Source organism: Streptomyces sp. NPDC001339, assembly GCF_042895955.1.
Lineage (GTDB): Bacteria > Actinomycetota > Actinomycetes > Streptomycetales > Streptomycetaceae > Streptomyces.
On the sequence record NZ_JBIAWT010000005.1, the window covers coordinates 323,294 to 342,195 of the forward strand.

17 protein-coding genes and 1 tRNA gene are annotated in these 18,902 nt (G+C 71.0%); 5 read left to right on the forward strand and 13 right to left on the reverse strand.

The features are described 5' to 3' along the window. Positions 1-36 precede the first annotated feature (36 nt). Entirely contained in the window at positions 37-1,989 is a 1,953-nt protein-coding gene (locus ACFY12_RS16790; RefSeq protein WP_390716519.1) for a BTAD domain-containing putative transcriptional regulator, read from the reverse strand. Between the two features lie 226 nt (positions 1,990-2,215). After that, positions 2,216-2,845 (reverse strand): ScbR family autoregulator-binding transcription factor, encoded by a 630-nt coding sequence (locus tag ACFY12_RS16795; protein ID WP_390716520.1) that lies wholly within the window; start codon positions 2,843-2,845, stop codon positions 2,216-2,218. 352 nt (positions 2,846-3,197) lie between these two features. Here ACFY12_RS16795 and ACFY12_RS16800 point away from each other — a divergent pair, with 352 nt between their 5' ends. Continuing rightward, positions 3,198-5,234, forward strand: a complete 2,037-nt coding sequence (locus ACFY12_RS16800; protein ID WP_390716521.1) for a BTAD domain-containing putative transcriptional regulator — start codon at positions 3,198-3,200, stop codon at positions 5,232-5,234. Here ACFY12_RS16800 and ACFY12_RS16805 read toward each other — a convergent pair. After that, the gene (locus ACFY12_RS16805; RefSeq protein WP_390716522.1) at positions 5,180-5,872 is read right to left on the reverse strand and encodes a ScbR family autoregulator-binding transcription factor; all 693 of its coding nucleotides are present in this window, start codon (positions 5,870-5,872) and stop codon (positions 5,180-5,182) included. The genes ACFY12_RS16800 and ACFY12_RS16805 overlap by 55 nt on opposite strands. A 299-nt stretch (positions 5,873-6,171) precedes the next feature. On the opposite strand from ACFY12_RS16805, the gene ACFY12_RS16810 reads away from it, so the two are divergent. The 3 genes from ACFY12_RS16810 to ACFY12_RS16820 are packed head-to-tail and all read left to right on the forward strand — an operon-like array spanning position 6,172 to position 8,276. After that, on the forward strand, positions 6,172-7,125 hold the full coding sequence (locus tag ACFY12_RS16810; RefSeq protein ID WP_390716523.1) for a ScbA/BarX family gamma-butyrolactone biosynthesis protein: 954 nt from the start codon (positions 6,172-6,174) through the stop codon (positions 7,123-7,125). Continuing rightward, positions 7,122-8,084 carry an NAD-dependent epimerase/dehydratase family protein gene (locus tag ACFY12_RS16815; protein ID WP_390716524.1) on the forward strand — a complete coding sequence of 321 codons (963 nt, stop codon included), beginning with the start codon at positions 7,122-7,124 and terminating at the stop codon, positions 8,082-8,084. Before ACFY12_RS16810 ends, ACFY12_RS16815 begins: the two co-directional genes overlap by 4 nt. Positions 8,085-8,093: 9 nt before the next feature. Continuing rightward, a complete protein-coding gene (locus ACFY12_RS16820; RefSeq protein ID WP_390716525.1) occupies positions 8,094-8,276 on the forward strand; it encodes a hypothetical protein in 183 nt (60 codons plus the stop codon). 133 nt (positions 8,277-8,409) lie between these two features. Here ACFY12_RS16820 and ACFY12_RS16825 read toward each other — a convergent pair. After that, a tRNA-Arg gene (locus tag ACFY12_RS16825) sits at positions 8,410-8,482 on the reverse strand. A gap of 207 nt (positions 8,483-8,689) precedes the next feature. Beyond that, a complete protein-coding gene (locus ACFY12_RS16830; RefSeq protein ID WP_390716526.1) occupies positions 8,690-9,331 on the reverse strand; it encodes a TetR/AcrR family transcriptional regulator in 642 nt (213 codons plus the stop codon). Positions 9,332-9,670: 339 nt separating this feature from the next. Here ACFY12_RS16830 and ACFY12_RS16835 point away from each other — a divergent pair, with 339 nt between their 5' ends. Continuing rightward, the gene (locus ACFY12_RS16835; RefSeq protein WP_390716527.1) at positions 9,671-10,834 is read left to right on the forward strand and encodes an MFS transporter; all 1,164 of its coding nucleotides are present in this window, start codon (positions 9,671-9,673) and stop codon (positions 10,832-10,834) included. Positions 10,835-10,873: 39 nt separating this feature from the next. On the opposite strand, the gene ACFY12_RS16840 is transcribed toward ACFY12_RS16835, so the two are convergent. The 8 genes from ACFY12_RS16840 to ACFY12_RS16875 all read right to left on the reverse strand — a co-directional run bounded on the left by ACFY12_RS16840 (position 10,874) and on the right by ACFY12_RS16875 (position 18,821). Beyond that, on the reverse strand, positions 10,874-11,914 hold the full coding sequence (locus ACFY12_RS16840; RefSeq protein ID WP_390716528.1) for a Gfo/Idh/MocA family protein: 1,041 nt from the start codon (positions 11,912-11,914) through the stop codon (positions 10,874-10,876). Between the two features lie 102 nt (positions 11,915-12,016). Continuing rightward, a complete protein-coding gene (locus tag ACFY12_RS16845; RefSeq protein ID WP_390716529.1) occupies positions 12,017-12,943 on the reverse strand; it encodes an LLM class flavin-dependent oxidoreductase in 927 nt (308 codons plus the stop codon). A gap of 8 nt (positions 12,944-12,951) precedes the next feature. After that, entirely contained in the window at positions 12,952-14,535 is a 1,584-nt protein-coding gene (locus ACFY12_RS16850) for an FAD-dependent monooxygenase (RefSeq protein ID WP_390716530.1), read from the reverse strand. Between the two features lie 62 nt (positions 14,536-14,597). Further along, complete coding sequence (locus ACFY12_RS16855; protein ID WP_390716531.1) at positions 14,598-15,404, reverse strand: arylamine N-acetyltransferase; 807 nt, start codon at positions 15,402-15,404, stop codon at positions 14,598-14,600. A gap of 137 nt (positions 15,405-15,541) precedes the next feature. Further along, positions 15,542-16,558 carry a 3-oxoacyl-ACP synthase III family protein gene (locus tag ACFY12_RS16860; RefSeq protein WP_390716532.1) on the reverse strand — a complete coding sequence of 339 codons (1,017 nt, stop codon included), beginning with the start codon at positions 16,556-16,558 and terminating at the stop codon, positions 15,542-15,544. Between the two features lie 59 nt (positions 16,559-16,617). After that, on the reverse strand, positions 16,618-16,896 hold the full coding sequence (locus ACFY12_RS16865) for a hypothetical protein (protein ID WP_390716533.1): 279 nt from the start codon (positions 16,894-16,896) through the stop codon (positions 16,618-16,620). Positions 16,897-16,971: 75 nt separating this feature from the next. Then, positions 16,972-17,550, reverse strand: a complete 579-nt coding sequence (locus ACFY12_RS16870) for an NADPH-dependent FMN reductase (protein ID WP_390716534.1) — start codon at positions 17,548-17,550, stop codon at positions 16,972-16,974. 38 nt (positions 17,551-17,588) lie between these two features. Continuing rightward, positions 17,589-18,821 (reverse strand): FAD-dependent oxidoreductase, encoded by a 1,233-nt coding sequence (locus ACFY12_RS16875; protein WP_390716535.1) that lies wholly within the window; start codon positions 18,819-18,821, stop codon positions 17,589-17,591. Positions 18,822-18,902 lie beyond the last annotated feature (81 nt).

An 18,902-nucleotide genomic window follows, 5' to 3' on the forward strand; every position in this document is an offset into this window, starting at 1 on the left:
CGGTGCTTGGGACAGGGGGATGCTGCTGCACGGTGGTCATGCGCTGCTCCGTTGGTAGTCGGTGAGGCGGGTGGGAAGGTGGGGGAACGGACGGTGCGCTGCAGCGCGGTGAGCGGTGAGCGGTGCGGGGACGCAGGTCCGCGGCGCGGCGCCCTCGGGCTCGTCCGGTCCGTCGAGGGGAGGTTTCGCCGGGCCCGGGATGTGGAGGGAGGCGGCGAACAGCTGCACCAGAGGATGCCAGCGGTAGCCGGGTCGGGCAGCGTCAGCGCCGGTGGCCATCGTGGTCTCCAACAGTGCCGCGTCCACCAGTGCCTCCAGCAGCCGTTCGGCCGCCGGTCCCGTCCGGCTGGTCAGGGCTGCGGCCTCGGCCACGGTGAACGGGCTGGTACCAAGTACTGCCAGCCGCGGCAGCGCCGCACGGGCCGCCTCGTCCAGCTGCCGCAGCGAGGCGCCCAGCGTTCGCGCCAGGTCGAGGTCGCCGAAGCTCATCTCGCGCAGCCGGGTGTCGGCGGGTGTCATCCGACGGGCCAGCATCGCGGCGCCGTTGTGCGGGCGGCAGGCCATCCGGGCCCCCGCGATCCGCAGCGCCAGTGGAAGCCCCGCGCAGTACGCGACGATCCGCGCCACCGCGTCCGGCTCTGCGGCGGTGCGCCGCGGCCCGGCGATCGCAGTGAGCAGGTCCAGCGCGGCGTCGTCAGGCAGCGGGGCCAGCGCAGTGGTGTGCTCCCCGGCGAGTGTCGCCAGTGGGGTACGGCCGGTTACCAGCACCGCGGCCTGCGGGCTGCTGGGCAGCAGCGGCCCGATTTGCAGATCGCCGGCGGCGTCGTCCAGCACGAGCAGCAGCCGCTTGCCGGCGGTCAGCGCGCGGTAGAGGTGCACCAGCTCGTCGAGGTTGTCGTGGTCGGCCCCCGCGCCGTCGGACACCGGTCGGCCCAGCGCCCGCAGCAGCAGCGCCAGCACCTCGCACGGGTCCTTGGGGGTGCCGTCGCGGTGCCGCAGTTCGGCATACAGCTGTCCGTCGGGGAAGTGCTCGCGGCAAGCGTGTGCGGTGCGCACCGCCAGGGCTGTCTTGCCGACCCCGGCCATTCCGGTGATCAGCACCCGGCGTGGCCGCCAGGACGGTCCTGCGTCGGTGTCGCCGGGCGTGGTCAGGAGGTGGCACACCTCCGTGAGTTCGCGCTCCCGGCCGAGGAAGACGGTGGTGTCCGGCGGCAGCATGTTCGGCACGGTCCGGGCTGTGGTGGGCGCCGCCTCGGGCCCGAGCCTGCCGTGCAGTACTGCCAGGTAGATCTCGGTGAGCTCCGCGCAGGGGTCCACGCCGAGGGTGTCACTGAGCACGGCACGGCTGTGGTGGTACGCCTGCAGAGCCTCGGCCTGACGGCCACAGCGACTGAGCGCGATCATCAGCTGGCCCAGCAGCCGTTCGCGTAGCGGGAACTGCCCGACCAGGCTGGTGAGTTCACCGGTGAGTTGATGATGGCGGCCGAGCGTGAGATCCGCCTCGATGCGGTTCTCCAGCGTCGCCGCGCGGGCCTCGGAGCACTGCGCGGTCTCCTCGCTCGCGAGGAACTCCGTCACATCCGCCAGCGCCGGCCCCTGCCACAGCCTGAGCGCCTCGCGGAACAGAGCGCTCGCCCGATCGTGCTCGCCACGTGCCAGGTACTCACGACCCAGCCGATCCAATCGCTCGTATTCCAGTAGATCCAGTCGGGCGTCGCCCAACTCGATGCGGTAGCCGGGGGCCGTGCGGATCAGGCCGATGCCGTCGCCCAGGATCTTCCGCAGCCGGGACACATAGGTGTACAGCTGCGCGCTCATGGTGGACGGCGGATTCCAGCCCCACAGCAGATGGCTGAGACGGTCGTCGGAGACGACCTGCCCGCGAGCGAGCAGGAGGGCGGCGAGAACCGTGCGGATCTTCGGTCCGTTGAGCGGGAGTGCTGTGCCGTCCCTTATGGCCTCGACAGGCCCAAGAATGCGGAATTCCACTGACTACGCCCCGTTCGTGATCCATGTGGGTTTCACTGGTCCGCACCATAAGCGGCGGGGTTGTTACGGGGTTATCCAAGACGCCGCCCCCACATATCCGCTCGTTATCCGTGTAGTCACCGGACACCGAGACGGGAATGCGCGGCGGTACGGAAAAACGCCGCCGGCCCCCGTACGGACAATGGTGACCGTATGGGGGCCGACGGCGTAGTGGAGGGGGGAGGCGTTAGGCGGTGACGGACGTCCGCAGCAACGGCAGTCGCTCCGTGGAAACGATCTGCGGCAGGATGAGTTCCCAAGTGCGCCCGAGCCAGTCGGTCACCCCGGCGCGCCCGTCGGCTTGATCGCGTGAGAAGAGCTGGGTGCCGACCGTGAGGGACAGAAGCAGTGCGGCAATGGCGCGGTTGTCCGGTTGCGGCAGAAAACTCCGGTCTTCCACGGCGCGGTCGAGTAGCTCACTCAACGCGTTCAGCCAGACCTTGTAGCAGTCGACCTCAGCCCATCCAGGGGCCGGTTCGCATTCCTGGGCCAGCCGAATCGAGGCCCGGGTGGCCGGGTCGTCCCGCAACTGCCGGGCGAGCATATGGGTAATGTCGATTACGGCCTGCATGGCCGGTACGGGGTGTTCGGTCAGCTCGTTGACGGCTGTGCGGAATTGCTCGCAAACGGTGGCCTGAATCGCGAGCGCCAGCTCAGCCTTGGTGGCGAAATGGAAGTAAAGGGCGCCCTTGGTGACTCCGGCGGCCTGGCTTATGCGGCTCAGGGTGGCGCGCTCGTAGCCGATACGGTCGAACGCATCCGCCGCTGTGCGCAGCAGCGCCCTGCGGGTCCGCTCGGCCCGTGCCTGGTCGGCCATCTGCTCCCCCCTTCGGCTGTCGCTGGATGCCTCAATTAAAACCCATCGTGCGGTTTTGCAGTGCCTCGCACCCGGCTCGGCCCCCCTCCGTCGAACCCGCCGAGCCAGTGTCTTGCGGCCATATCCCGTCTGTGTCCGGCGAGTTGGCATCTCACTCTCGTCGTGCACCGGGCCCGACCATGCGCCCCGTGCTCCATGCGGGACGGACTTGACATACCGGCTGGCTGGTTTTCTAATTTAGATGACTCTTTACTTATGTAAAGAATCTCGGCTCCCCCCCGGCGTGGGGAGCCGAGATCGCGGCAAGGCATGGTGGCACTGCCCACCGTCAGGAAGTGGGGGAGGACAACGGGTGGAAGACCAGCTGGAGTTCGGCGTTCTGGGGCCGCTGCGAGTCACGCTCGGTGGCCGGGAGGTGGCCATCGCGGGGCCGCGCCAGCGCACGGTTCTGGCGATGCTGCTGCTCGCCCCCGGCCAGGTCGTCTCGGTGGACCGACTGGTCGATGTGGTGTGGGACGGTTGCCCGCCCGCCACCGCTCGCACCCAGATCGCCATCAGCGTCGCGCGGCTGCGCAAGGCGTTCAAGGCCATGGGGTACGACAACGACGTCATCGTCACCGCACACCCCGGTTATCTGCTGCGCACCGCTTGCTGCCGGATCGACTCGGTGGATTTCGCTGCAGCGGTGGGCCAGGCTCAGGTGGCTGCCAGGGATGGCCGGGCGAACGACGCTGAGGTCGGCTACCGCCGGGCGCTCGGGCTGTGGCGCGGCCCCGCGCTGGAGGGGGTCGCGGGGCAGCTGGTGGAGGATGAGGCCGCGCGTCTGGAGGAGCGCCGCTACGCCGCTCAGGACGAATGGACCGCGCTGCGCCTGGAACTGGGGCACCACCAAGAGCTCATTCCGGAGCTGCACGAAACCGTCCTGGCCCACCCGCTGCGCGAGCGGCCCCGGGGCCAGCTGATGCTCGCCCAGTACCGGGCGGGCCGCCGCGCCGAGGCCCTGAAGGTGTTCCAGGATGGGCGGCGGCAATTCACCGAGGCGCTGGGTATAGAACCGGGCTCCGAGCTGCGCCGACTGCAGAGCGCGATCCTGCGCGACGACCCGGATCTGCTGCCCCGTGACGGCGTCGGGCAGGCGGACGACGAGCATGTGGTCCCGGCCCAGCTTCCTTTCCCGCCACGGATCTTCGTCGGCCGGCAGGAGGAACTCGCCGCGCTGGACGCCCTGCTCCACAATGGCGGGCTGCACCCCGCCGGAGCGCCGGTGGTGGGCTGGATCACCGGCGCCGCCGGATCCGGCAAGACCGCTGTCGCGGTGCACTGGGCGCACCACCACGCCGTCGCGTTCCCCGACGGCCAGCTCTACGCCGACCTCGGAGGCAATGGCGGAGAGGGCGAACCGGCCCACCCCGGCGACATCCTCAAGGGGTTTCTGAGCGCCCTGGGCGTGCCCGGCGACCGGATCCCTGCGGACGCCGGCGAGCGTGGTGCGCTCTACCGAAGCGTGTTGTCCGACCGGCGTGTCCTGCTCGTCCTGGACGATGTGCGCTCCTTCCGGCAGGTCCGCCCGCTGCTGCCCGGCGGCGGTCACTGCCGGGTGCTGGTCACCGGCCGGGGCCGCGGCGACGACCCCGCTGCCGAGTGCAGCGCGGTCCGTGTCCGCCTCGGTGCCTTGGCGGAACCCGACGCGGTCCGGCTGCTCGGCGAGCTCGTGGGCGAGGGCCGCATCGCCGCGGAGGCCGGCCAAGCCGAACGCCTCGCCCGGCTGTGCGAGCGGCTGCCGCTCGCCCTGCGCATCGCCGCAGGGCGCCTGGCCGGCAAACCGCACTGGACCGTTGCTCAACTCGCCGCCCGGCTGTTCGACGAACGCTCCCGGCTGGATGAGCTCAGCCAGGGCGAGGTGGACCTGCGGGCCGTGCTCACCGCGGGTTATCACCGGCTTTCCCAGCCTGCCCGGGTGCTCTACCGCAGGCTGGGCCTGCTAGCCACCGCGGACTTCGCCGCCTGGGCGGGCGCGGCCCTCGTCGGCACCAGCGCCGGCGAGGCGGAACGCCTGCTGGAGCAGCTGGTCGACCTCCAGCTGCTGACCGTCGCAGGCGTGGACGCGGACGGCCGGACACGGTACACCTTTCCCTTCGCGGGACTGCTGCACCCGCACGCCCGGGAGTGCGCCGAGGCCGAGGACGGCGCGCAGGAGCGGTGGCGGGCCCTGGAACAGGTACGCACCGCTTGGGCGTCACACCCCGGCGAGCCAGACCCGGCGGGCCGCAGCCCGCACGGGCACGGCATCGATCGGCCGGTATGTGCCGGAGGTCAGCGCGAGCCGGGCGCGATTTACCGTCCGCGCCCGCCGGCCTGGCGCCGTGGCGCGGTCTTGCGGGGGCGGTGAGCGGCGGGTGGCTGCGCGGTGCCCCGGGCCCCCGAGGTCTCGGTGCCCTCGGGCTTGAGGTGCGCCAGCGCGCCGGGGGCGGCGATGCCCGGCAGGAGATACCGCCAGAGCTTGGTGATCCGCTCCGGCAGGTCGACCCGTCCGGTCAGCACCTGCGACAGCAACTGAATGCCGGTGAACGAGCCGACCAGCAGCTCGGCGACCTCCTCCGGAACCACCTGCGGCAGCACCTCGCCGCGGTCCTTACCCTCAGTGAACAGCTCGACGCAGCGCTGTGACCACGCGTGGTACGGAGCGGGCACAGGACTGTCGAACGAGCCCTCGATGGTGAGCCGGATGCCGGCCTGGAGCAGGACATCGTGCCCCAACGCGTGGGCGACGTCATGCGTCAGATCGATCGCGGCCTGCAGGCCCTTCTCGGTCGGCGAGGGCGCGGAGCGGTGGGTCTGCTCATTGATGACGGCCAGCGCCAGCGCTTCCTTCGAGGGGAAGTGGAAGTAGAGCGCGCCCTTAGTGACCCCAGCGCGCTTCAGGATCTCGGCCAATGAGGCCCGCTCGTACCCGTACTCGCCGAAAACTGCCGCGGCTGCCTCCAAGACGGTGCGCCGGGTCTGGATCGCCCGTTCTTGTGTTGCCACGAACTTGTCTCGTCTTTCTCTGTGGTGGTTCACCGCTGCGCAGGTGGTCGCCGGACGGGCGTGCCTTGAGGCGATGGCCGTGAGGTCCTGGATGGCTCTCCGAGCCGCCGGCCCGGTCATGCCGACCGACCACCCCGATTCGTGGACCGCATAGCACAGTCTAGGGGCATTGATGAAAATCCGACTCCGTAGCGCCGGGGGCTGATTCGCCCCACCGGACAGTAGTGATCACGGAAAACCATCCAGCTGGTATCTTATTGCCGTCAGGCGGTTCATGAGCCCATGGGGGGTTTGCGTAAATGGCCGGATTGCTTGCTATAAATAACAGTTTCACTGTTGATGCGGCGCTGGACGAAAGAGCCTTCGATCAGCCCGTACCGCGCCGGCTGGTGCACCGGTCGGCCAACGCTGAGGTGTTTCTCACCCACTCCCGGCGGGTCGGCGACGGCGTTTTCACGGTCGCCGCGCAGTGGCCCAGAGCACACCCCTTCTTCATTCGCGCCGACCGCCGCTACGACCCCATGCTGGTCGCCGAGACTCTGCGGCAGAGCGGACTGCTCGTCACTCACCGCGAGTTCGGCGTCCCGCTCGACCAGCGGTTCCTCATGCACGAACTGCGCTACCAGCTATCCGAACCCGACCTGCGGATCGGCGACGCCCCCGCCGCCGTGGCGGGCGAGGTCGTCTGTCGCGACATCAGACGGCGCGGTCGGTCCGTCGTCGGCATGCGCTTGACAGTGGAGTTCCACCGCGACGGCCAGCACCTGGGGCATGGAGAGAGCGTCTTCGAATGCGTCTCGCCCACGGTCTACGGACGGCTGCGCGGTCCGCTCCAGCACGCCTGGGCCGCCTCGGCCACAGTCCCGCTGCCCGCCCCCATCGACCCACGCCTGGTGGGCCGGGAACGGGACGACGACGTCCTGCTCAGCCCCAGCGGGCGGCCCGGACTCTGGAAACTGCGCGTCGACCGGCGCCACCCGGTCCTCTTCGACCACCCCGTGGACCACTTCCCGGGCATGGCCCTCCTCGAAGCGCTGCGGCAAGCCGCCCAACTCGCTGTTGCCGATCCCTTCGCCACCCCGCTCGCCTGCGACACCGCCTTCCACGGCTATGTCGAGTTCGATCGCCCCTGCTTGATCTCCACATGCCCGGTGACCACCGGCCCGGCCCCGGTGGTGCGGGTCACGGCGGAGCAGGACGGGCGGGCCGCGGTGACCGCCGAGCTGCGGATGGCCACGGCAGGCGCGGCATGAGCGCCCGGCGGATCCTGCTCACCGGCGCTACCGGTTTCATCGGCTCGGCCACCCTGCGCACCCTGCTCGACGGACCGCTCGCCTGCGCCGCCCACTCCGGGTCGACGACGCTGACCATGCTGACCAGGAATCCCCCCGCTGGCGCCGACCCCCGTGTGGACTGGATCCGCGCCGATCTCACGGACCCCCGCTCGCTGCATGGCGTGTGCGAGGGTGTCGACACCGTCGTTCACCTGGCCTCGTACGTCGGCGGCGACGCCCACACCTGCGAGGCCGTCAACAACCACGGCACCCGCGCCTTGATCGCCGAGGCCGCCCGCGCGGGCACCGATCACTTCCTCTATCTCAGCACCACCGCCGTCTATGGTGCCGGACCGCATCGCGGCTTGACGGAGGACGAGATCACCCCCGCCCCCGTGTCACCCACCAGCCGTACCCGGCTCGCTGCGGAAGCCGCCGTTCGTGCAGCCGGTGGCACTGTCCTGCGCGCCCCGCTGGTCTACGGCATCGGCGACGTCTGGGTCGTCCCCGTCATTACCGAACTTCTCCGCCGAGTCCCCGCCTGGGTCGACGGCGGCCGCGCCCTGCTCTCCCTCGTCGCTGTCGACGACCTCGCACGTCTCCTTGCGACCCTGGCCCTGACCGCGGTAGACGCCGCCTTGCCAACCGGCGTTTACCATGCCGCACACCCGGATCCTGTTCCCTTCAGCGAGCTGCTCACACTCCTCGCCCGGCACACCGGCCTCCCCCTGCCAGCCGACGACCTGACCTACGACGAGTACGTCACCCGCCTCCACCAGGTCCCGGGCCGGGCCACCGAACGCCAGCTCTCCCTCATCGCCCAGGACCACTGGTACGCCAGCGCCCACGTCTGGCAGCAGGCTTTCTGCCCCCCGGGCCCCGGCCCCGCCACCCGCATTCCCGAAAGTGCGGCGTGGTACCGCTGTCGCCTGGATTAGCCGCACCGCTTGGCTCGGCACGCCGTGGACCGGAACGGACGGGTGTGCGGACCGTTCGCCGACCTCGCCGCGAACGTCGCACGCGATCTCGTCGAGCGGTACAGGAAGGCCTGCAGGGACAGCAAGGCGTTCATCCGCGAGGCCAAGCCCCCCGCGCCCACCCCCTGGAGCAGGGCGCACGGCTTCCTTTAGGACCTTGCTGAGGCGCTTCAGCGCTCCATGATCACCTGGAGATGTGGACTCGACACTGATTCGGACCACGAAAATGACCCCTTGCTCGATTAAAGAAGGGGTCAAATTCATGGTCTGGCCTGCGCAGATGCAGTGCCCCCGGCAGGATTCGAACCTGCGACACCCGCTTTAGGAGAGCGGTGCTCTATCCCCTGAGCTACGGAGGCGAGGGATTTGTCGCTGTCGGAAAACGTGTCTGGAACCCGGGTGAATGGTGCGGCCGGGGTTCAGGCAGAGTGCCGGCAGTGTTGCGGCGGCTTCGCTTGTGAGGGCTGGGCCACCGCGGACAGTGTAGCGGGTGGGTCCTGACCGGCATCGGGGCTGGGTTGTGGAGGGGGTCGGGAGTGGGTTGTGGAGGGGGTCGGGGGTGGGGGCTAGCCGGCTCGTCCTGGTGTGTGGGGGTGGCTGGATTCTGTTGCGTAGAGGCGGAGGAACGTGTCTACGCCGCTTGTCACGATGGCGGCTGTTTCGGGTTCCGGCATGGGGAGGGCGCCGTAGAACGTTCGCTGGTTGACGTGGGTGATGGTCAGCAGGTTGAAGTGGTTCGCGGCTTCGTCGGCGTCGTCGAAGGTGAGCAGGCCGCGGTCGGCGATTCGCTGGAGGTAGGGCGCGAGTCGGAGGTGGGCCGACAGGGGGCCGGCTTCTTTCCAGGCCTCCAGTAGGGCGGGCGGGATGCGCGTGACTTCTGCTTCGAGTGTCCGGACCAGTGCGAAGTGGTCGGGGAAGTCCGTCACCGCCGCTGCACGCTCCATGGCGAAGGAGATGAGGTCGTCCCGGAGGTTTGCGATCTTCCGCAGGTGGCGTTCCATGATCTCCGCGATGGCCTCGGACACCTGGTGTGCGCCTTCCAGGGCCACCGAGTGGAACAGATGCTCCTTGTCGGTGAAGTGGTTGTAGATCGTCCGCTTGGAGACACCGGCCTCAAGGGCGATGGCGTCGACGCTGGCGCGGGAGTAGCCCTCGCGCCCGAAGACGACGCGGGCCGCCTGTGCGATCGCGCTGCGCTTCTCCGGCATCCCGCGTCGTTGTCTCGGGTTCTCGTTTTGCATGCCTTGCCCTTGCCCTTGCCCTTGCCCTTGCGCTGTCTCTCTCGTTCAGGGTTCCCGAGGTCAGATTACACCGTGTGGTTTACTCGTTGCACTGCACGGTGTAGTTTCCTGTTTCCTGTTTTCGGTTTGGTTTGGCTCCCGTTGTGACGACTTGAGGAGGTACTGATGGCGCATGTGGATGGGTATGGCGCGGTCGTCGGGTCGAAGTCTCTTGAAGGTGAGGGGAGTTCATCGCCGTCCGGTGGTGCGGTCCCGGAGCCGGAGCCGGACCCGGGGGCGTCTTGTGTGCGGCGGCGGGCCTATGGGGTGCCTGCGCTCTTACTCGGGCTGCTGGCTACGCCCGCCGCGCTGAGTGCCAACAGCGTGACGATGGCGCTTCCGGAGATCGGCGAGGACCTTGGCGTCTCGGTGGGCTCGGCGACGTGGATCGCCACGGTCTTCGGGCTGCTGATGGCTGTGTGCACCCCGTTGATGGCGGCGCTGCTCAAGCGGAGGGGCGTACGGGCCGTCGTGCTGGGGTGCGCCGTGCTGGTGGCCGTCGGCACTCTCCTGGTTGTGGTGGCCGGGGCGATGCCGCTGCTGATCGCCGGGCGTGGCGCACAGGCCATCGGCGGCAGCGGACTGGTCACCACGGCCATCAATCTCGCGGGTACTCCGCGCCGTATGGGCGTGGTGACCGCCGGCAGCGGCATTCTTGGCGCCCTCGGCCCGCTCGCGGGGTCCCTGCTCACCGCGCAGGTGTCCTGGCATGCGGCGTTGTCGCTGTCCGCCCTCGCCCTGGCGGCCGTGCCCGGCGTCCTGCGCGCCGCGCCGGCGCTCCCCGAGGAGGACCCGCGCAGACCCTTCGACGTGGTCGGGGCCGTCGTGCTGATGCTGCTGGTCAGCGCCCTGGTGTTCATTCCCCGCTTCCCGCTGCCGGCGCTCGTGTGCGCCGCGGTCATCGCCGCGGTTCTGGCGGTGCGTGTCCGCATCCGTCCGGACGGCTTCGTTCCCGTGGCCGTCCTGCGCGCCCCGGTCTTCCTGAGCGCGAGCGTCGTCGTGTGCGCCCTGTCGACCTCGTACTTCTCGCTGCTCTACATCGTTCCCCGGATTCTGGAGGGAGGGGAGGGCTGGGACGCCGGACTCGTCGGGACGGGAACCCTTGTCGCGCTGATGGCGGGCTCGGCCGCGTCCTGGCTGCTGGCGGCGTTCTCGACGCGGATGAGCCGCCGCGCGCTCCTTGTGGTGCTCCTCGCCCTGGGCGCGCTCGCACCCGTCATGGCGGCCGTCGCGCCCTGGGCGGCGCTGATGCTCGTCGCGTCCGGGGTGTCGGTCTTCGTCAGCTCTTCGGGGCAGGCGACGCTCTCGGTGTACGCCGCCCACTCCGTCCCTGACACTCAACGGCCCACCGCTATCGGGCTTTTCACCCTTTGCTATCAACTCGGTGGAGCCTTCGGGCCTGCCCTGGCTGCCCTTCTCGTAGCAGCCTGATGGCATCCCCCCACAACGGACGTCCTCGTCAGGAGCCGCCTAGTCGTCCAGTCGTACGGGGGTCTCCTTGGCCGCGGAGGTGAAGAGTGCCTCGATGACGCGGGCCTGTTCCACGGCGTCCGTGCGGCCGTAGGGGAAGGGGGTGCCGGTCGCGATCGCCGTCGACAGGGTGTCGAGCTGGATGCGGGAGACCGCGTACGGGTCGCCGCAGCGGTAGGCGTCCTCCGGGTCGATGTCCACGTACTCGCTGACCGGGTCCAGGTGTGGGGGCGGGCCCTGGCGTTGGACCTCGAGGCGGGTGGCGTCGCGGCAGAACCACGGGTCCTGGAAGACCAGGCGCCCGGTGGTGCCGACGACCTCCAGGGCGTCGCCCCGGCACACCTCCTGGCCCACCTCGAACTGGGCCAGTACGTCGCCCGGCATCCGCAGCGTGGCCGCGAAGTTGTGGTCGCAGGCGCCCTCCCGGCGGACCTCCTCGGCGTAGACCCGCTCGGGGGTCCCGCCGAACAGCCGGATCGCGGTCAGGGCGAAGGAGCCCAGGTCCAGCAGTCCGCCGCCGCCGCGCTCGGGGAAGCGGCGGAAGTAGTCGGCCGGCAGGGTGGCGGTGCAGGCGGCGTAGATGTAGCGCAGTTCGCCGATGTGGCCCTCGGCCACGAGCTTCTTGGCCAGCAGGAACTGCGGGTGGTGACGGGGCATCACCCCTTCGACGCACTGCCGCCCCGCGGCCTCGGCCGCGTCGAAGACCCGCTCGGTGTCGGCGGTGCCGAGTGCGAACGGCTTCTCCACCAGTACGTGCTTGCCGGCCTCCAGGGCCCTGACCGCCCACTCGGCGTGGTCGACCGGGTCCAGGGCGACGAAGACGGCCTCCACCTCGTCGTCCTTCAGCAGCTCCGCGTAGCTGCCGTACGACCGGGGGATGGCGTGGGTCTCGGCGTAGGCGCGGGCCGTCTCCTCGTCGTCGTGTGCGACGGCGACGAACTCGGTGGTGGTGGAGGACGTCTTGGCCTTCATCGCGACGTCGGCGTAGCCGCCGGTGACCAGCAGGCCCCAGCGCACCTTTCTCATGCCTGTGTGGCTCATGCCCATATTGCTACTCATCTTGCTTATGCCCGTGTTCCTCATGCCCGTGTGCCTCATGCCCGTGTTCCTCACGTTCGTGGTTGCTTTCCGGGGCCGGGTCCCTCAGCCGCCCGGCCCGAGCAGCAGGGAGCGGGCCTCGGCGAAGAGGTCGTACTGGTCGAGGGTGTCGGCGCCGAAGGGCACCAGCACGATGGTTCCGGCGCCCGCGTCCGCGTACTCCCGCAGGCGCTCCGCCACCTGTCGCGGGCTGCCCCCGAGGGCGACCGCGGCGGTCTGTTCGCGGTCGATCCCGTACGCCGTGGAGAGGTAGCCGGCGATCTCCGCGGCGGCGTTCGTGCCGGGGCGTTCGGAGACCCTGGTGAAGACCAGGATGCCGGTGCGCGGTGCGGGGACGCCGCGTTCGGCGGCCAGTTCGGCCAGCCGTGCCGCGCCCGCCGCCAGTTGTCCCGGCGTCTTCATCGCCGCCAGCCAGCCCTGTCCGTGGGCCACGGTGCGCCGCAGCGCCGCCTCGCTTCCGCCGCCGATCCAGACCTCCGGCATCGGCACCCGGGGCGTCAGCGTGACCGGGGCGCCCCGCGGTGCGTCGGTCAGCGTGGTGGGCTGCCCGGAGAGCAGGTGGGGCAGCGCCTGGAGGAACCGGTCGGTGCGGCGGCCGCGCTCCTTCGGGGGGACCCCGGCCGCCGCCCATTCCTCCCCCGCGCCCGACCCCACGCCCACGCCTAGCAGGACGCGGCCGCCGGAGAGGTGCTGCAGGGTGCCGATCTGTTTGGCCGCCCAGGCCTGCGGCCGCAGGGCGGGCAGCAGGACGCCGTAGCCCACCCCGATCCGCCGGGTGGCGGCCGCGGCGGTGGCCAGGACCAGCGAGCTGTCCAGGACGGGGAAGCCGGCGGACAGGTGGTCGCCGGTCCACACCGACTCCAGGCCCACCTCCTCGGCGTGCCGGGCCACCCGTGCGAGGTCGACGTCGTCCCGGTAGCCCCGGGCGGAGTTGACCGGGAGCTGGGCGCCCACGTGGACGTGGAGTGTCATGGGCCGCCTCACCGGGCCCTGTTGAGCGCGACGGCGAGTTCCCGCTCCAGGCGGTCCAGGTCCCTCGCGTGGCCGTGGGCGGCGATATGGCCGTCCGGGCGGACGAGGTGGTAGCCGGGGCGGTGGCAGCCGGTGTCGGCCGCGGCGTCCCGCCGGGACATCGAGACGACGCGCACCCGCTGCCGCAGCGCCGCGATGTGCTCGACCTGGGTGATCCACGTGGTGTCGTGCGCGGGCTCGCTGACGGCGACGGTCCAGGCGAGCGGGTCGGCGCCGGGGCCCGAAACGCCGTACGCGAGGGCCAGTTTGCGGGGGAGGAGGCCGCCCGGCCGCACGCCTCCGGGGATCCTGCCGAGAGCCTGGCAGGGGGCCAGGCCCGACGGCGACTGCGTGGCGCGCCCGGGGGTGTACGACTGGCGCCGCCCGGCCAGGACGGGGGCGTAGAAGCGGGCCGCCCCGCCGGTGAGGTCGGCGAGCCGGAAGCCGGCGTCGCGGGCCCGTACCTTGGCCCGGCCGCTGACCATCCAGGCCCGGGTGTGCAGGTCGGTGTCGCGCACGGTGCGCCGGGTGGCTTCGGCGCGCTCCGGCCCGTACGTGGCCAGCAGCGCGGACGGCGAGACGCCCTGGAGCACCGAGGCCAGCTTCCAGCCGAGGTTGTGGGCGTCCTGGAGGCCGTTGTTCATGCCCTGGCCGCCGGCCGGGCTGTGCACGTGGGCGGCGTCGCCGATCAGGAACACCCGGCCCAGCTGGAAGTCGGCGGCCAGCCGGGCGTGCACGCGGAAGACCGTGGTCCACACCGGCTCGGTGAGGCGGATGCCGCGGGGGCCGCGCTCGTCCACGATCTCCTGCATCATCGCGACGCCCGCCGAGCGCGAACCGCTGGGCAGTACCGACATGAAGCGGAAGACACCGTTCGGCTGCGGCACCACCGCCAGCGTGCCGCCGGCCCCCTGGTAGTAGAGGATCTCCTCGGGCGACAGGTCGCCGTCCGCCTTCGCGTCGACCAGCGCGAACTCCAGGCCGTAGGTGGAACCTTGGAAGCCGATGCCCAGCTGTCCGCGCACGGCGCTGCCCGCCCCGTCGGCGCCGACGACGAACGGTGCGAAGGCCCGCTCGACCGTGCCGTCCGCCGTCTCCAGGACGGCGGTCACGCCGGAGGTGGCCTCGATCCCGCCGGAGAAGTCCACGCCCTCCAGGGCCAGCAGGCGGATACCGCGCTCCACCTTGCCGCCCAGGGACTCCAGCTTCTCGGTGAGGATGCGCTCCGTCTCGTACTGCGGCAGCACCCGCGGGGCGTGCTCGGCGGGCAGGCGGAACGAGGCGAGGTGGTTGCGGTCGGAGAAGTAGCTCAGCGTGCGCACGGTGCCGGACACGTCGAGCACCTCCTGCCGCAGCCCCCGGTCCTCCAGGATGTCGAAGGCCCGCGGGTAGACCGACAGCGCCCGGGGGACCCGCATCGGCTCGGGCAGCGCGTCGACGATCCGGACCCGGACCCCGCGGTCGAGCAGCTCGCAGGCGAGGAGCAGACCGGACGGCCCTGCTCCGACGACGAGGACATCGAAAGCCGCATCGGATGGTGTGCTGTTCTTCATCGCCTTCAACTTTCAGGAAGCTCGACGTTTTCAGGAAGGTCGACGTTCAGAGAACTCGACGTTCAGGAAGCTCGGGAAGCGGTGGCCGCCGGCATCGGGGGCAGCTCGGGCAGCTGGTCCAGCACGATGCCGAACCACCGCTCGACGGCGGCGGGGAACGCCTCGTCGTCGAGCACCTCCTTGATCCGCTCGCCGTTCTCGTAGCGGGTGAGCGTGCGATCCAGCAGGGAGGCGCGGCCCTCCGGCCGGACGAGCGAGGCCCAGATGGTGCCGCCGGTGACCGGCGAGTCCGCGGAGGTGCAGAACCACCACATGGTCGGAAGGAAGTCGCTGATGTCGCGCACCCGGGTCTCCAGCCGGACCCGGTGGACCCCGTCGTGCACGACCTCCACATCGCCGTCGGGCGTATCGGCGAGGCGGTACACGCCGTTCGCGTCCTCCTGCGGCCCGCGCTCGGCGAACCGCAGCGGAGCCCAGCTCGCCCAGCGGAAGCCGACGTCGACGAGCCAGAACTCGCCGTCGATCTCCACCCGCAGCATCATGTGCCCGAAGAAGGCGCCCAGCCGCGACTCCTGGCCGTTGTGCAGGCTGCGCCCTGCCAGCAGGCTCACCTTGTAGCCGAGTGCCGTCAGGAGCGCGGCGAACGAGGTGTTGAGCTCGTAGCAGCCGCCGCCCCGGCGCCGGTCGACGATCTTCTCCACCGCGCCCTCGCCGATCCTGACCGGCACGCCGAGATTGAAGTCGAACGTCTCGAAGGGGACGGACCTCAAGTGCCGTTCCTGCAAGTACGCCAGGGCCTCCAGGTCGGCCTTCCCGGGGCGCTCGGCCCCGATCCGCTCCAGGTAGGCGTCCACATTGACTGCGGTCATGTCTCCCGTTGCTCCCTGCTGTTCTTCACTCTTCGCCGTTCTTCGCTCTTCTTCGCTCTTCTTCGGTTCTTCTGCTGCTCTTCCGCTGCTTGTCCGCTGCTCTCGCGATCTGGGTCCGCGCCCCGGGCGGTGGGGGCTCACCAGTCGATCAGGACCAATCCGAAGGTGAATCCACCGCCGAAGGCGGCGAGGAGGACCTTTCCGCCGTCCCGCAGGGCCCCCGTTCGCGCCGCGTCGTCCAGCGTGACGGGGATCGACGCGGCGCCGGTGTTCCCGTAGACGGCCACCGTGGTGTGCATACGGGCCCGGGGGAGGGCCAGGTCCTGCTCCAGGGTGCGCAGCATCATGCCGTTGCCCTGATGCGGAACGAGGTGCGCGATGTCCTCCTTGGACACCCCGGCCTCGTCGAGGAAGTCGGACAGCAGGCCCGGCAGCTTCGCGCGGACGATGTCCACGACCCCGCGGCCGTCCATGGCGAAGTAGTGCAGCCGGTCGTCGAGGGTGGCGTGCGAGGTGCCCAGCCGGGTGCCGCCCGCCGGGACCTTCACCAGGTCCAGGCCCTCGCTGAAGTTCAGCAGCCGCGTGGCCACCACCCGTCCCGGGCCCGGGGACGGTCCGATGACGACGGCGCCCGCCCCGTCGCCGAGGAGTACCCGGGTCCGGCGGTCGGCGGGGTCGGTGTACCGGCTGTACATGTCGGCGCCGATGACGAGCGCGTGGCCGCCGTCGGCGGCCGCCATGCGATGGGCCATGGCGAGCGCGTAAGTGAAGCCGGCACAGACGGCGTTGACGTCGAAGGCGGCGGCGGTGGGGGGTGCGTCGAGGTGGTGCGCCACGTGCGCCGCCGTGGCCGGCTGCGGGGAGTCGGGGGTGGACGTCGCGACGATGATCTGGGAGAGCTGCGCGGCGCGTATGCCCGCGTCCTCCAGCGCGTTGCGGGCCGCCATGACCGCCATGTCGGAGGTGGCCTCGTCGCCCTTCGCGAAGCGCCGTTCGCGGATGCCCGTCTTGCGCGTGATCCACTCGTCGTCCACGCCGGCCGGCGCGCCGATCTCGTCGTTGGTCACCACGTGGGAGGGCAGGTAGGAACCGGTGCCCAGGATTGCCACGGCCGGCGTATCCGGGCCGGACCGGCGGGGGGAGTCGATGCCCATGTGCGGCTCCTTGGTTCTGCGGGCTGGTGGGGGGGTGATGCGGGGGGAAAGGGAGGGGATCAGGAGCGGCCGAGGACGCGTGCGACGGTCTCCTGGTCGAAGTTGACGGCGCTGCACCAGCCGCCGGTGGTCAGCTCGAACCAGATGTCGCTGACGATCACGCCCTTGGGGTTCTCGCCCTCGACGACCTCGTCGCCCGTGGTCCAGGCCACGGCGTCGTAGCCGGTGGTGCCGTCGGGCAGGAGGAGCTGCTGGACGGGGCTGTCCAGGGAGGGGCCGGAGCGGACGTTGGAGTCGCGCCAGATGGGGCCGATGGCGAAGGGCTGGGCGGTGGTCATGGAGTGCTCCGTCGTGGTCGTGGTCGTGATCGTGGTGGTCGTGGGGTGGGGGAATCGCCGGTGGTGTCCGGCGGGTTACAGGGCTGCCGGGGCCGGGACCGGGGCCGGGGCCGAGGCCAGGGTGAGGACCTGGCCGAGCATCGCGAGCATGCGTTCGCGGTGCTCCGGGTCGGCCGGCAGATCGCCCGGCAGCAGGGCGTTGGCGTGCGGGATGACGACGCCCAGCGGGGTGGGCCAGGCACGCAGCGCGTGGCTGATCGTGCGCAGGGTGGCCAGGGTGGAGGCGGTGCCCTGGGTGCCGGCGCCGACCGCGACGCAGCCGACGGTGCGGCCGTCCAGGAAGGGCCGTGGGCCGTCGAGGTCGTTGATGTAGTCCAGGGCGTTCTTCAGCAGGCCGGAGACCGTGCCGTGGTAGGTGGGGGAGACCAGGACGACACCGTCGGCGCGGCCGAGTTCGTCGAGGAAGTCCCGCAGGGCGGGGTGGGTCGCGGACATGCCGGGGCGGTAGAACGGGAAGTCGATCTCACCGCCGGTGAAGGTCCGGGTGGTGGTTCCTCTTTCCTGGAGTTGCTCGGCGCACCAGAGGGCGACGCGGTCCGATGTCGATCCGGCGCGGAGTGAACCGCTGATCAGCACGGTGTGTGGGGTGGGCACGGGTCCGGCGACCTTCCTTACGGTGTGGGCTGGGGGTGCTATCCGGCGGCGAGCAGAGGGGAGTTGCCGGCAACGGCGTCGTCCAGGCGGATGTCCTCGGGCGTCCAGGCGACGACATCGAGGATCGCCTCGTCCTTGCGGCCGTGGGACTTCATGAAGTCGTTGCGGGCGCGCTCCTCGGCCTGGCTGGCGCCCTGGTCGAGCGAGCCCTGGCGGCGCGAGTGGAGCACGACGGCGGAGGCGCGCTCGATGCGCGCCCGCTCGTACGCCTTCAGGGCGGCGGGCACCTCGTCCGGGCCCGGGTGGGCGCGCAGGGCGGCGGCCAGGACCACCGCGTCCTCCAGGGCCATGTTCGCGCCCTGGCCCAGAGCCGGGACCATCGGGTGGGCGGCGTCGCCGAGCAGGGCGACGCGGCCGTCCGTCCAGTACGGGGCCGGGTCGCGGTCGTGGATGTCGGTGACGGCGACATCGTCCGGGTCGGCCTCGCGGATCAGGCCGGCGAAGGGGGCGTGCCAGTCGGCGAGCCGCTCCAGCAGCGTGCGCAGCGCCGTCTCGCGGCCCATGGCGGGCCACTCCCCGGCCTCCGCGGTGATCTTCGCCGCCCAGTACAGGGTGCCGTTGCCGACCGGGGCGACGAAGAGCTGGATACCGCGGCCGTTGGCGACGAACGGCTGGGGATAGAGCGCGGAGCCGGTCGTGCGGCCGCGCACGGAGGTGTAGCCGCGGTACCGCGGCGGGCCGTCGCCCAGCATGCGCTGCCGTACCGCCGACTTGATGCCGTCGGCCGCGATGAGGAGGTCGGCGGTGCGGGTGGTCCCGTCCGACAGGCGCACGCTCACGGACGCGTCGTCGGCGGTGTAGTCCTCGACCGCGGTGTCCAGCAGCACCGTCGCTCCGGCGGCGGCCGCCTCGTCGAAGAGCGCGTTCTGCAGGGCGGTGCGGAGGAGGGGGATCTGGGGGGCGCCCAGGCGCGTGCCGACCTCGCCGATCGGCTCCTCGGAGAGCACGGCGCCGGTGGAGTCCATCAGCAGCCGCACCGCGTCGTCCGGGGTGACCCAGCCGTCGGTGCGGATGCGCTCACCGAGGCGGGCGCCGATCGCCCCGGCCGCCCGTACGCCGTTCGCGTACAGCATCAGACCCGAGCCGACGTCGTTGATGCTCGGGGCGCGCTCGATGACCGTGACCTCGGTTCCGGCGCCGGCCAGGGCGGCCGCGGCGGCGAGCCCGCCGATGCCGCCGCCCGCGACGACGGCGCTGCGCTGAGGGGACATCTGTGTGCTCCTTGCGGATAGGGGGAGTTGAGGAGTGGAGACCAGGGGCCAGGGATCAGGGATCAGCGCGGGTGATCCGTG

Excerpts from the sequence above, each read along its gene's own strand:
- ACFY12_RS16795 (WP_390716520.1), bottom strand. The coding sequence starts at position 2,845 with ATGGCCGACCAGGCACGGGCCGAGCGGACCCGCAGGGCGCTGCTGCGC.
- ACFY12_RS16810 (WP_390716523.1), top strand. The coding sequence starts at position 6,172 with ATGGCCGGATTGCTTGCTATAAATAACAGTTTCACTGTTGATGCGGCG.
- ACFY12_RS16815 (WP_390716524.1), top strand. The coding sequence starts at position 7,122 with ATGAGCGCCCGGCGGATCCTGCTCACCGGCGCTACCGGTTTCATCGGC.
- ACFY12_RS16830 (WP_390716526.1), bottom strand. The coding sequence starts at position 9,331 with ATGCCGGAGAAGCGCAGCGCGATCGCACAGGCGGCCCGCGTCGTCTTC.
- ACFY12_RS16840 (WP_390716528.1), bottom strand. The coding sequence starts at position 11,914 with ATGAGCCACACAGGCATGAGAAAGGTGCGCTGGGGCCTGCTGGTCACC.
- ACFY12_RS16845 (WP_390716529.1), bottom strand. The coding sequence starts at position 12,943 with ATGACACTCCACGTCCACGTGGGCGCCCAGCTCCCGGTCAACTCCGCC.
- ACFY12_RS16850 (WP_390716530.1), bottom strand. The coding sequence starts at position 14,535 with ATGAAGAACAGCACACCATCCGATGCGGCTTTCGATGTCCTCGTCGTC.
- ACFY12_RS16855 (WP_390716531.1), bottom strand. The coding sequence starts at position 15,404 with ATGACCGCAGTCAATGTGGACGCCTACCTGGAGCGGATCGGGGCCGAG.
- ACFY12_RS16860 (WP_390716532.1), bottom strand. The coding sequence starts at position 16,558 with ATGGGCATCGACTCCCCCCGCCGGTCCGGCCCGGATACGCCGGCCGTG.
- ACFY12_RS16865 (WP_390716533.1), bottom strand. The coding sequence starts at position 16,896 with ATGACCACCGCCCAGCCCTTCGCCATCGGCCCCATCTGGCGCGACTCC.
- ACFY12_RS16875 (WP_390716535.1), bottom strand. The coding sequence starts at position 18,821 with ATGTCCCCTCAGCGCAGCGCCGTCGTCGCGGGCGGCGGCATCGGCGGG.